We start from the raw sequence: 12,288 nt of genomic DNA on the forward strand, positions 1-12,288 counted from the left end.
ACCGTAGCGTGCGCACGGCACCATGAGATGACCTGCCTGTGGAGCACGGGCGGAGTTGGCGTTCATATGACAACTCCCGCCCGTGCGCTGGCCGCTCGCGCGGACCAACGGTCCACTCACAGGGGCTAGCTGTCGGCGTCCGCCCGGCCCCAGTCCTGACCCGCTCGCTCCCAGGCGATGTCCCACTGTGTGTAGCGCCGGCGCATGAGCCGCCATACGACCAGCCGCCGGGCGCCGTCCACCAGGACCGCCGTCGCCCCGGCCGCGCCGATCCCCGCCAGCACGGCGTGGGTGGTGGCCGTCGCGGTGTCCAGCGGGCGGCCCACCGGGCGGCCGTGGTCGTCGGTCCAGATCCGGAACCGCTCACCGGGGTCGGCACCGGGGTGGGCCCCCAGCGTGCCCTGGTGTCTGCTGCCGTCCGGCCCCGTCCAGCGGGCGAGGACGCGGCGGTGCGCGTCTCTCGCGGAAGCGGTCTCGGGATCGGAGTCGATGGGTGGATGCGGCAGCACCTTCAGCACGGTGGCCGAGAGCGGATGGCGCTCGGCCCGCTGTTCGTGCGCGGCCCTCACCAGCGCCCCGTGTGCCAAGGACCCCGATGCCCAGCCGGCGGCGGGGGCGACGAGCAGGATGAGCGCCGTGGCGATCATTGCCGCGCACGCCTCCACGATGTCGGTCTTACGGCGCAGCGGATTACGCCGCCAGCGCCACAGCCCCCAGATCATTCGCATGGATCACATACCCCCTTCCCCACTCGTGGGTACCGCATGGCGGGCCGGATATGCGTGGATTCGGTGAAGAGAGAGCAATATCACGGGGCCAGCCCTTTCGCCGTTCCGGCGGGCCGTCGGCGGTTCAGAGGGACACACCAGACCAGCCGGGTGCCGCCCGCCTCGGGCGCCTCGATGTCCAATGTGCCGCCCAGGAGTTCGGCCCTTGACCGCATGTTGACCAGCCCCCCGCTGGGGGCGGCGCCCCCGATGCCCACCCCGTTGTCCGCGACCACCAAGGTGATGTCGGCGCCGACGGTCAGCCGTACCTCCACCCGCTGGGCATGGGCGTGCCGCACGGTGTTGCTGAGTGCCTCGGCGAGCACCGCCAGCACATGGTCGCCGGTCGTGTCCGGCACATCGGTGTCCACCGGGCCGTCCATCAGCAGTGACGGTGCGAAGCCCAGGGTGTCGGAGGCCGACCGGACGGCCTTGACCAGCCGGCGCCGCAGCGTGGCGGGTTCGCCGCCGTCGTCCCCGACCGTGCGCAGGGCGAAGATGGTGGAACGGATGATCTTGATGGTCTCGTCCAGGTCGTCCACGGCCCGCCCCACCCGTTCGGCCGCCTCCGGGCGTTCGATCAGCCGGCCCGCGCTCTGCAGGGTGAGGCCGGTCGCGAAGAGCCGCTGAATGGCCAGATCATGGAGGTCCCGGGCGATCCGGTCACGGTCCTGGAGCAGCGCCATATGCTCGGACTCGGCGCGGTGCCAGGCCAGTTCCAGGGCGAGCGCCGCCTGCGCCGCGAACCCCGAGAGCAGCTCCACCTCATGGTCGTCGAAGGGCTGCCGCCCGGCGAGCCGGCACAGCCGCAGCGCACCGGAGGCCCGCGCGCCCGCGACCAGCGGTACGGCCACCACCGGGCCGAACTCGCTCTCGGGGGCCGGCAGCGGCCAGGACCGGGCCCGGGAGTCCACTCGTACGTCCGAGGCGACCGCGGGGCGTCCGGTGCGGGCGGCGAGTCCGGCCAGCGAGCCGTCGGACGGCACCATGAGCCCGCCGATGGCCTCCGCATCATGCCCCTCGGCCACCTCGACCATCAGGGAGTCGGTGCCCGCGGCCGGCAGCAGGATCGCCGCCGAGTCTGCGAGGGACACCTGCAGTGCGAGCCGGGCGATCAGGCTCAGTGCCTCGCCCGCCGCGGTGCCCGCCAGCAGCGTACGGGTGATGACGCCGAGCGCCTCCAGCCACTGCTCGCGGCGCCGGCTCTCGTGGTAGAGCCGGGCGTTGTCGATGGCCACCCCGGCGGCGACCGACAGGGTGGTCAGCACCGCCTCGTCATCGGCGTCGAACTGGGCGCCGCCGCGCTTCTCGGTCAGATAGAGATTCCCGAAGACCTCGTCACGGACCCGGATCGGCACGCCCAGGAACGAGCGCATCGGCGGATGGTGCTCGGGGAAGCCGTAGCTCGCCGGATGCTCCGCCAGATCGGTGAGCCGCAGCGACTGGGGGTGGCGGATCAGCTCGCCGAGCAGTCCGTGACCACTGGGCAACGGGCCGATGCGGTTGGCCCGTTCCTCGGAAATGCCCACCGGCAGGAACTGCGAGAGCCGATGCCGGTCGATCACGCCCAGCGCGCCGTACTCCGCGTCGGCCAGCACCACCGCGGACTCCACGATCCGGCGCAGCACCTGCTCCAGGTCCAGCTCACGGCCCACGCTGAGCACGGCCTCCAGGAGGTTGTGCATCCGGTCCTGGGTGGACCGGGCGGCGTCCAGCCGCGCCTGGAGTTCATCGAGAAGCTGGTCGAGTCGGAGTTGGGGGAGGGCTGGATGGCGTCCCTGATCCGCACTGCCCGACACCTGGCCACCATCCCCCCATGAGCCTCTCACCAGCAGGGTAGCCGGGGCAGGAGCCGGTGGTGGCGCCGATGGAAGGAACTCGGCCAGGGTCAGGAGCCGCTGAGGGACGGGAGCCTAGGAAACCGGCACCACGGCGACCGGGCACTTGGCGTGATGCAGTACGGCGTGGTTGACAAGCCCCAGCTGCATGCCGAAGTGCCCCTGCCGCCGCCGCGCCCCCACCACCAGCAGATCGGCATGCGCGGAGGCGTCCAGCAGAGCCTTGCGCGCCGAGCCCTCGACCGGGCGGTGCGCCACCGGCACCGGCGGCAGCCCGGCCGCCGTGGCGCCGCCCAGCGTCTCGTCCAGGAGCTCGGCGGCGCGCCGTGCGTGGTCCTCGCGCGCTGCGTGGTTCTCGCGTGCCCTGTGGCCCTCGTGTGCTCCGTGGTTCTCGCGCGCTCCGTGGTCCTCGGGGCCCGCGCAGCGCCATGCGTGCACCGCCTCCAGTTCCCCGCCGCGCCCCCGCGCCTCGCGCAGGGCGAACGCGACGGCGGCCGAGGGCGGCGCGGGCTCCTGTTGGCTCGGGCGCTCGCGCTCGGCGATCCCCACCACCACCCGGTTCATCCCGCCGTGCACGTTCTCCGGGCGGCCGCGCACCACGACCACCGGGCACTGGGCGCGGGCCGCGATGCCCAGTCCGACCGAGCCGAGCAGCAGGGAGGCGAACTCGCCGCGGCCGCGCGAGCCGACCACCAGCGCCTCGGCGCTCTGCCCGGCGCGCAGCAGGGCGGTGACCGCGTCGTCGGCCGCCAGGTCGGTCATCACCTTCAGGGCCGGCACCCGCCGCCCGGCTCGCTCGGCCGCGGTGGCCAGCACGGCCTCGCTGTGGAGCCGCTCGGCGGGGCGGTCGGCGGCCGTTCCGGCGACATAGCCCTCGTACCGCTCCCACAGGGAGGCATGGACGACGCGCAGCGGCAGCCTGCGGCGCCCGGCCAGCTCGGCCGCCCAGTCCAGTGCGTCCGAGGCGGCGGCCGAACCGTCGACCCCGACGACCACGGGAAGCTCCACCGTGCCCACCGCCTCTCCTGCCGGCACATGGGTGTGTCCCCTCCCATTGTCCCGCCGAAGCGGTCGCCGAGGGAGTCCGACGGCTCACTCAGCGCAGCCGCATGGCCAGCGTCACCACGGCGCCCACCGCCCCCGCGCTGATCACCAGCCGATCGGTGACCAGCTGGGTCAGCCACAGCCCGCGGCCGCTGGTGGCGCCGTCCAGCCCTGGCAGGATCCGGGGGATGACGTCCTCGGAGAAGCCGGGGCCGGAGTCGCTGATCCGGCACTCCAACTCGTCACCGATCCGCCGCAGCAGCAGGGAGCCGGTGCCGCCCGCATGCTCGATGGCGTTGTTGGCGATCTCGTCGACGGCCAGCACGAAGTCCCCGCGGCGGGCCTCGCTGAGCCCGGCCCAGGCCGCGCACTCCTCGATCTGCACCCGCAGCCGGGGCAGCTCGTCGGCGGTGAAATGGCGGTGGAGCAGGTGTTCTCCGGCTCGATCGGCGGACCGACGAGGGTCGGCTAGCACCAGTGCCTCCCGTTTTGGTGACGAGTACGAGCGACATCGCAGGGTCGGTGAAGCAGCCGAGGGTACGGGGAGTGGGGTCTCATCGGTCATCACGACCACGAATGACGTGTCATATCGGAAACGTGACCGGAAATGGGTAAGGGTGAAGCGATACCCGATCGTCGGTGTATCGCTTTGGATCGCTGCCTCTCGTATGCACAGTGACCGCCGAGGGGCGAGGGGGGAGAGGGGACGGCAAGGTGAGGTCATGATGGGACTTCTGAGCGCGCTGAAGACCGAGCATCGTGAGCGGGTGATGGCGCTTGCCCACGATGTGTCCTTTCCCGCGGGCGGCCGCATCTTCGAGGAGGGCCGTAAGGCCGACCGTTTCTGGATCATCCGCACCGGGGCGGTCACCCTCGATCTGCATGTTCCGGGGCGTCGGGCCGCGGTGATCGAGACCCTCGGCCCCGGAGAGCTCATCGGCTGGTCCTGGCTCTTCCCGCCGGACACCTGGCATCTGGGCGCGGAGGCGCTCAGCCCGGTGCGCGCGCACGAATTCAACGCGGAGGCGGTGCGCCGGCTGTGCGACGAGGACCCGGAGCTCGGCTATGCCCTCGCGCTGGCCTGCGCCCAGGTGATCGGGGGCCGGCTGCAGAGCGCCCGCACCCGGCTGCTGGATCTGTATGGGCCGTACGCGGGCGGGATCTCGCCATGATCGGGCCGGAGGGCGCGGAGAGCGGCCCGGGGGCCGAATGGCCCCTTACGCTGCCCTGCGGCAGAACGTAAAGCTGGGCAGCCGGATCGCGACCGGCGACCCGTGCGCCATGGAGGAGAGGCCGTGCCCCAGACAGCCGACCCCGACGGCCCCATCAGGGTCTTTCTGCTCGACGACCATGAGGTGGTGCGGCGCGGACTGCGTGACCTGCTCGACGCCGAGTCCGATCTGGAGGTGGTCGGCGAGGCGGCCAACGCCCGCGAGGCCATCGCCCGCGCCCCCGCCGTACGGCCACGGGTCGCGGTGCTCGATGTACGGCTCGGCTCCTCGGGCGACGGCGGGGACCACGAAGGGATCGAGGTCTGCCGGGAGTTGCGGGCCCGGCTCCCCGACCTCGCGTGTCTGATGCTGACGTCCTTCGACGACGACGAGGCGCTGTTCGACGCCATCATGGCCGGGGCCGCGGGCTATGTGCTCAAGCAGATCAACGGGTCCGACCTGGTGTCGGCGGTGCGTACGGTGGCCGACGGCCGTTCCATGCTCGACCCCGGCGCCACCTCCCGGGTGATGGCCCGGCTGCGCGGCCCCGCGCCCAGCGGGCCCGCGGAGCTGGAGAACCTGTCACCGCGGGAGCGGGAGATCCTCCAGCTCATCGGCGACGGGCTGACCAACCGGCAGATCGCCGAGCGGCTGTTCCTGGCCGAGAAGACCGTCAAGAACCGCATCTCCTCCATCCTGTCCAAGCTGGGCGTGGGGCGGCGCATTCAGGCCGCGGTGATCGCCGAGCGGATCAAGGAGCGCGAAACGGGTCAGTGAGCCCGTGAGCGGTACGGCCACGAGCCGATGACGTCCTTACGGTGGGCCGGGTGAGGTCCTTACGGTGGTCCCCGCGCGCGTTTCGCGTGGAGCGCGGAACCGGCTCCCCTGCCGGCCCCGCGCCCCACACCGAACGAGGCGGACCGGTCGAGTTGCCCTTCACCGCAGTGGAGTGAGAGCCCGGTCCGCCCCCGTGATGGAGATGGCTCGCGGAATTGCTCGGTCCAGCATCGCGATGCGTGCCACCGTCGGGGAGGGGCCGAACGGCCCTCTCGAGAGTCGGGACCGGCCTCCGGAAATCCAGGGGCCGGACGGCCCGCACAAAAGTCAGGGGCCGGACGGGGATGCCCCATCCGGCCCGATCCTTCCCGCGACCGGGCACCGGCCCGGTCGCATCACCTCCCGACACGTGTCAGTAGCCGCCTCCCGGCTGCGGCGACCGGCCGCCCGGGTACTGCTGACGCCCGTACGGATCGTCGTGGGGAGACGGCGCGGGGGCCGCCGGACGCGGCGCGGCCGGACGCGTCATGGCCGGGCGCATCGCCTCGTACCCCATCGGCGCGGCCGGGCCGGGGCGCTGCATCTGCGGCTGCTGAGCGCCCGGGTAGCCCCGCGGGCCGGTCGGCTGCGGCGGGATGTAGGGCGCATGCGCCTGCTGCAGCCCGGTGGGCTGCGGCTGCTGCTGGTAGCCCTGGTACATGGGCTGCGGCGAGGGCGCGGCCGGCAGCGCGGGAAGCGCTGAGGGCAGGGCCGGAAGATGACTTCCGGTGTCGTAGGCGGACGGCACCCTGATGGGTGCGATCTGTGGTGTGCCCCGCTCGGCGACAAGGCTGTCGTAGATGGGGGTGTCCGGGAAGGACGGCGAGGAGTAGTAGCCGCCACCGTAAGTGCTGCGGGGGGAGGTCATAGACCATAAGTTAAGCCCACCATGTGCTGATTGGGGAGCCCGGTAGGAGGGTTGTTTTCAGTGTTCGGAGTGGTCGTGGATCCCCAATCCGAGCGAACCAGGGAAAATCGGTCGTCAGGGTACGTTGAGTTCGTGTAAAGAGCGCGTTTTCAGCGGGTAGCCACCGGTCGTCCGCGGTACGCGGTGGCCGAGCGGCCCGGTGACCGAGCGAACAGAGAGGCAGGGGGACGGAAATGGCGATGCGCAAGGGCGGTAACACGCCAGTACCGGCAAGCGCGGTACGGATCGAGCTCGGCTGGCGCGCCGGACCGGGGGCGCCGGACGTGGACGCCTCGGCGTTGCTGCTGATGTCCGGAAAGGTCAGGTCCGACGGGGACTTCGTGTTCTACAACCAGGCGACGCACTCCTCCGGCGCGGTGCGCCACGAGGGGAAGCGGACCACGGGTGACACCGTGACCGACACCCTTTCGGCGGACCTCGACCGGGTGGAGCCCGCCATCGACACCGTGGTCCTCGCGGCCTCGGCCGATGGCGGAACGTTCGGTCAGGTCCCCGGTCTGCACATCCGGGTGCTGGACGCGGCGGGCGGCGCGGAGATCGCCCGCTTCGACAGCGAGGACGCCACCGTCGAGACCGCCTTCGTCCTCGGCGAGCTGTACCGCAGGCAGGGCGCCTGGAAGTTCCGCGCGGTGGGCCAGGGGTACGAGAGCGGGCTGGCGGGGCTCGCCACGGACTTCGGCATCAGCGTCGACGAACCGCAGCAGACGCCGGCTCAGCCCGCCGTCCCCGTCCCCGCCGCGCCGCCGAACGCCGGGCAGAACCCGTACGCGGCACAGACCCCGCACGCGGCCGCGCAGAACCCGTACGCCGCCCCCGCGCCGCCGTCCGGCCCTCCGGCCGGGGCGTACCCGCCTCCGCCGCCCACCGCCGTCTCCACGCCCCTTCCGCCGCCCCCGCCCACCGCACCGGCCGCCCCGGCCCCCTCGCCCGCCACGGCGCCGGTGAGCCTCAGCAAGGTCACCCTGACGAAGGAGGCGCCCGCGGTCTCGCTCACCAAGCAGGGCGGCACCTCCGGCACCATGCGGGTCAACCTCAACTGGCAGGTGCACAAGCAGTTCTCGGGCTGGGCCTCCAAGCTGGGCAAGGCCATGGCCATGCACAACGAGCTCGATCTCGACCTGGGGGCGCTGTTCGAACTCTCCGACGGCAGCAAGGGTGTGGTCCAGGCGCTCGGCAACTCGTTCGGCTCGCTGCACCAGCCGCCCTTCATCCACCTGGACGCCGACGACCGGACCGGTGCCCGGGCGACCGGTGAGAACCTCACCATCAACCTCGACCACCTGCGGTCGTTCCGCCGGATCCTGGTCTTCGTGACCATCTACGAGGGCGCCCGCAGCTTCGCCAACCTCCACGCCACGGTCACCCTGCAGCCGCAGTTCGGCGCCCCGATCGACTTCTCGCTCGACGAGTGCACCGTCCCCTCCCCGGTCTGCGCGCTCGCGCTCATCACCAACACCGGCGGCGACCTCGTCGTTCAGCGCGAGGCCCGTTACTTGGTGCCGCAGCGCGGCGTGAGCCCGCAGCGCACCCTCGACCACGCCTACGGCTGGGGCATGAACTGGACACCCGGCCGCAAGTGAAGACCCGGTGCACGGGGCGCGGCCGTCAGGGCGCGGCGCTGGGGCGGGCATAGGTGCGCCCCTTCCAGGCCGCTCCCTGTCCGAGGTGGTGCCGCACCGCCGAGTCCACGGTCATCAGGAGGTAGAGAAGGGCCGTCAGGGGCAGCAGCGGCGCCAGCCACAGGGTCTGCCGGTAGTAGCGCAGCATCGGGATGTAGCTGCCCGCCATCAGGACCCAGGCGGCGGCGCCCAGCGACAGGAGCGCGGGACGCCCCGCCAGTACCCCGGCGACCACGGCCGCGGGCGGCGCGAGATACACCACCGCCAGCCCCGCGACCGTCATCAGCAACAGCAGCGGATTGTGGCGCAGTTGGGTGTACGCGCTGCGCGAGACCATCCGCCACAGCTCGCCCAGCCGCGGATACGGACGCACGCTGTCGACCCGGTCGGCCAGCCCCAGCCAGATCCGCCCGCCGGACCGTTTCACCGTGCGGGCCAGCGCAACGTCGTCGATGACCGACTGCCGGATCGCCTCCGGGATCCCGGCCCGCTCGGCGGCCTCCCGACGCAGCAGCACACAGCCGCCCGCGGCCGCCGCGGTGCGCCCCCGGGGCCGGTTGACCCACCGAAAGGGGTACAGCTGGGCGAAGAAGTAGACGAAGGCGGGCACGATCAGCCGCTCCCAGCCGGTCGCCACTCGCAGCCGCGCCATCTGGGAGACGAGGTCCAGTCCGTTCGCCTCGGCCGCGCGCACCAACTCCCGCAGGGAGTCCGGTTCATGCGCGATATCCGCGTCCGTCAGCAGCAGGTAGTCGACGCCGACGTCGTCCTTACGGTCGCCGTCGTCCTTACGGTCCGCGGCGATACGGGTCGTCGCGAGCGCCATGCCGTGCCGCACCGCCCACAGCTTGCCGGTCCAGCCGGGGCCGGGTTCGCCGGGGGAGTCGATGGTCAGCGGCAGCCCGCCGTACTCCTCGGCCAGTTGACGGGCGAGTTTTCCGGTGCCGTCCGAGCTGCCGTCGTCGATCAGGAAGATCTCCGCCGGCCCCGGATAGTCCTGGGCGAGCAGCGAGGGCAGGCTCGCCGGAAGCACGGCGGACTCGTCCCGGGCGGGCACCACGACGGCCACCGAGGGCCATGCCGCGGGCTCCGGCGGCCCGGAGCCGTCCGGGCCCCTCCGGGGCAGCCGGACGTCCGTACGCCAGAAGAAGCCCTGGCCCAACAGCAGCCACAGCCATGCGGCCAACGACCCGACGGCGATCCACATCAGCGCGCTCACTCGCCGAAGTCTGCCCGAAGGTGTGCCCGGCCGTCGGGCGCACCAGACCGATCCATTAAAGTGACCGGGTGAAGATCGCGCTTATGGACTCCGGAATCGGGCTCTTGCCCACCGCCGCCGCGATGCGCCGACTGCGGCCGGACGCCGAGCTCCTTCTCTCCTCCGACCCCGCCACCATGCCGTGGGGACCGCGCACTCCCGAGGACGTCACCGAGCTCGCCCTGGGCTGCGCCCGGGCCGCCGCCGCGCACCGCCCCGACGCGCTGATCGTCGCCTGCAACACCGCCTCCGTCCACGCCCTGCCCGCGCTGCGGGCCGAGCTGGAGCCCGTTCTGCCGGTCGTCGGGACCGTGCCCGCCATCAAGCCCGCGGCGGCCGGGGGAGGGCCGATCGCGATCTGGGCCACCCCGGCCACCACCGGCAGCCCGTACCAGCGCGGACTGATTCGCGACTTCGCGGACGGCGTCGAGGTGACCGAGGTGCCGTGCCCGGGGCTCGCGGACGCGGTGCAGCACTCCGACACCGAGGGGATCGACGCCGCGGTGGCCGCCGCGGCGGCGCGCACCCCGCGCGAGGTAACGACCGTCGTCCTGGGCTGCACCCATTACGAACTGGTCGCCGACCGCATCCGGGCCGCCGTGCAGCAACCGGGCGCGCCGCCGATCGCCCTCCATGGCTCGGCCGGGGCCGTCGCCGCCCAGGCCCTGCGCCGGATCGGTGCCGACCCCTTCCCGCCGGACGGCGCGGTCGCCGCCGGGGGGCTGACCGTCATCCTCAGCGGGCGCGAGGCCCCCTTGCCGGAGGTCGCCCTGACCTACGCCGAAGGAGTGCTGCTGGCACCCGTGGCCCCGGCGCGCGGTTGACAGCGGCGCCTCGTGCGGTGAGCTGACCGCAACGCTCTTCACCAGCGGAATCACTCTCCCCGCTGCCGTGTGGCCGGAACCTGAGTACGCTGCCAACCATGAGGCACCACGACCACGGAACGCCGAGCGCCCACGGGCAGCCGCCCGCGGTCTGGACCGGACGAGCTCACAACCGCGGGCAGTGGGTGCTGGCCGTGGCGGGCGCCGCGTGCCTGGCGCTCGGTGTCGACCTCGCCGTCGACTCACCATGGGGCTCGGGCCTCGCCCCGCTGCTGATGTCCGTCATCGGCTGTGTCACCGCCGGGCTGCTGATGCTCTTCGGCACCCTCGCCTTCGTCCATGTGGCGGTGCGGGTCGACGACGAGGTGCTGGAGATCCGCTGCGGCCATATGGGGCTCCCGCGCCGCCGCATCCCGCTCACCGACGTGGTCCACGCCGATGTGGCCCGCAAGGTCACCCCCTGCCAGTGGGGCGGCTGGGGCTACCGCTGGCGCCCCGACAAGGGCACGGCGGTGGTGGTGCGCCGGGGCGAGGGCGTGGTGGTCCGCCTCGGGGACGGGCGCGTCTTCACGGTCACGGTGGACGACGCGGAGGCGGCGGTCCGGGTCATCCGCGACCGGCTGCGGCTGATCGCGGCGCGTACCTCCCAGGTCTAGCCGGTCCCCGTTCCCCTCTTTCGGGGGACGGGGGCGTCTTTCGGGGGAGGCGCTGTCCGTCGCGGCCATCGGGGGCCCGCATTCTCTTTCGTCGGACGCGTCCGAGGGCGCGTTCTCTCCCGGCGCGCCGGGTCTCATGGCACCGCTCCGGGGTCGTCGTTCAGGCGGGCGGTCGCCAGTCCGGCGAGGAGGCCCGCTCCCGCGGTGATCTGGGAGAAGCTCAGGGCGTTGCCCAGACAGGACACGACGGCCAGGGCCGTGAGGGTCGCGGCCGCCGTAAGGACCACCGGAGTCGGGCGCGGGGAGCGCCACAGGGCGTGGAGCATCCAGCCGAAGGCGGCGCCCAGCAGGATCACTCCCGGCAGCCCCTGACCGGCCGCCTGCTGCAGCGGCGCCGAATGGGGCTTGGCCTCCGGACCCTGCGGCTGGGCCGCCGCGGGGCTCAGTTCGCCGAAGCGGTCCGGGCCCGCACCGCGCAGCGGGTCCGTCTCCCCGATGCGGGCCGCGTCCTGCCACAGCCGGATCCGGTGCTCGGTGAGATGGGCGCGCAGGGCGGGCGGGAGCCCGCCCGGGACCGCGTTCTTGGCCACCGCCCAGGTGCCGCCGACGGCGACCGCCGCGATCAGCACACACGCGGCGAGCGCCGGCAGCCGGTGCCGGCGCCGGGCGGCGGTGAGCGAGCACACCAGGACGGCGCCGCTCGCGACCGAGCCCGCCGTCGAGCCGGCCACCACGGCCGTGAGCGTGATCGCCGTGGCCAGCAGCCACAGCGCCGGGCGCAGCGCCCGCGGGGCGGCCCAGGCCGCGCAGCAGACCGCGCCCGTGGCCAGGGTGAGCTGGCCCGCGCCCGCCCCCTCATGGCCGGTGAGCCCGTACGGCGAGGCGCAGGCCAGGCCGAACCCCGCGAGCCCGGCGGCCGCCGTCGAGGCGACCGGCAGCAGCGATCCGGCCATCCGGCCGCATGCGTAACCGGCGGCCACCGCCAGCACCGCCAGCAGCACCCCCTCGGGGCGGGCCGGCCGCCCCAGGGCCGCGATCAGTGCCCAGACGGCGCAGCCGGCCAGGATCAAGACCCCCGCGATATCGGATGCGCCGGCACATCCGTCAGCCGGTCTGCCGTGGTCCTGCACGACAGGCTCCACCACTGATGACGTCATCCCGTCGACCCCCCGTCGTGACGGGCACCGCACCGACACGCCTTACGGCCGTCGTGCGAGCCATGACACCCGAAACCGTAGCGCTTGTCGTAAGGAATGTGTATATGGTGCGCAGAAACGATGAGTCGGTCGTGAAACACCCGCCGTGAAGGGCGCCGTTCGGCCGCCGT

General features: G+C 72.9%; 12 protein-coding genes. 5 read left to right on the plus strand and 7 right to left on the minus strand.

The annotated features are described in order from the left end of the window. Positions 1-125: 125 nt before the first annotated feature. The 4 genes from ACFYOY_RS34205 to ACFYOY_RS34220 all read right to left on the minus strand — a co-directional run bounded on the left by ACFYOY_RS34205 (position 126) and on the right by ACFYOY_RS34220 (position 4,127). A complete protein-coding gene (locus tag ACFYOY_RS34205) occupies positions 126-728 on the minus strand; it encodes a hypothetical protein (protein ID WP_351894122.1) in 603 nt (200 codons plus the stop codon). 80 nt (positions 729-808) lie between these two features. Further along, positions 809-2,566 (minus strand): GAF domain-containing sensor histidine kinase, encoded by a 1,758-nt coding sequence (locus ACFYOY_RS34210; RefSeq protein WP_351894126.1) that lies wholly within the window; start codon positions 2,564-2,566, stop codon positions 809-811. Between the two features lie 114 nt (positions 2,567-2,680). After that, on the minus strand, positions 2,681-3,622 hold the full coding sequence (locus ACFYOY_RS34215; RefSeq protein WP_351894130.1) for a universal stress protein: 942 nt from the start codon (positions 3,620-3,622) through the stop codon (positions 2,681-2,683). A gap of 79 nt (positions 3,623-3,701) precedes the next feature. Continuing rightward, positions 3,702-4,127, minus strand: coding sequence for an ATP-binding protein (locus ACFYOY_RS34220; RefSeq protein WP_388591436.1), 426 nt, complete (start codon positions 4,125-4,127; stop codon positions 3,702-3,704). Between the two features lie 244 nt (positions 4,128-4,371). On the opposite strand from ACFYOY_RS34220, the gene ACFYOY_RS34225 reads away from it, so the two are divergent. Both ACFYOY_RS34225 and ACFYOY_RS34230 read left to right on the plus strand, forming a co-directional pair. Continuing rightward, positions 4,372-4,821, plus strand: a complete 450-nt coding sequence (locus tag ACFYOY_RS34225; protein ID WP_351894137.1) for a cyclic nucleotide-binding domain-containing protein — start codon at positions 4,372-4,374, stop codon at positions 4,819-4,821. A gap of 123 nt (positions 4,822-4,944) precedes the next feature. Continuing rightward, the gene (locus ACFYOY_RS34230; RefSeq protein ID WP_351894140.1) at positions 4,945-5,637 is read left to right on the plus strand and encodes a response regulator transcription factor; all 693 of its coding nucleotides are present in this window, start codon (positions 4,945-4,947) and stop codon (positions 5,635-5,637) included. A 412-nt stretch (positions 5,638-6,049) separates the two neighbouring features. Here the strand turns inward: ACFYOY_RS34230 and ACFYOY_RS34235 are convergent, their stop codons facing one another. Then, positions 6,050-6,544 carry a DUF6643 family protein gene (locus ACFYOY_RS34235; protein ID WP_351894143.1) on the minus strand — a complete coding sequence of 165 codons (495 nt, stop codon included), beginning with the start codon at positions 6,542-6,544 and terminating at the stop codon, positions 6,050-6,052. Between the two features lie 239 nt (positions 6,545-6,783). On the opposite strand from ACFYOY_RS34235, the gene ACFYOY_RS34240 reads away from it, so the two are divergent. Then, positions 6,784-8,184, plus strand: a complete 1,401-nt coding sequence (locus ACFYOY_RS34240; protein ID WP_351894426.1) for a TerD family protein — start codon at positions 6,784-6,786, stop codon at positions 8,182-8,184. Between the two features lie 25 nt (positions 8,185-8,209). Here ACFYOY_RS34240 and ACFYOY_RS34245 read toward each other — a convergent pair whose 3' ends face one another. Continuing rightward, positions 8,210-9,442: a glycosyltransferase gene (locus ACFYOY_RS34245; RefSeq protein ID WP_351894146.1), complete on the minus strand. Its 1,233-nt coding sequence runs from the start codon at positions 9,440-9,442 to the stop codon at positions 8,210-8,212. 68 nt (positions 9,443-9,510) lie between these two features. Here ACFYOY_RS34245 and ACFYOY_RS34250 point away from each other — a divergent pair, with 68 nt between their 5' ends. Next, a complete protein-coding gene (locus ACFYOY_RS34250; protein ID WP_351894150.1) occupies positions 9,511-10,305 on the plus strand; it encodes an aspartate/glutamate racemase family protein in 795 nt (264 codons plus the stop codon). A gap of 98 nt (positions 10,306-10,403) precedes the next feature. Then, positions 10,404-10,961, plus strand: coding sequence for a hypothetical protein (locus ACFYOY_RS34255; RefSeq protein ID WP_351894153.1), 558 nt, complete (start codon positions 10,404-10,406; stop codon positions 10,959-10,961). A 134-nt stretch (positions 10,962-11,095) separates the two neighbouring features. Here the strand turns inward: ACFYOY_RS34255 and ACFYOY_RS34260 are convergent, their stop codons facing one another. Next, on the minus strand, positions 11,096-12,031 hold the full coding sequence (locus ACFYOY_RS34260) for an O-antigen ligase family protein (protein ID WP_351894157.1): 936 nt from the start codon (positions 12,029-12,031) through the stop codon (positions 11,096-11,098). Positions 12,032-12,288: the final 257 nt, after the last annotated feature.

The sequence above is a fragment of the Streptomyces sp. NPDC007875 genome (assembly GCF_042868035.1).
Lineage (GTDB): Bacteria > Actinomycetota > Actinomycetes > Streptomycetales > Streptomycetaceae > Streptomyces > Streptomyces antimycoticus.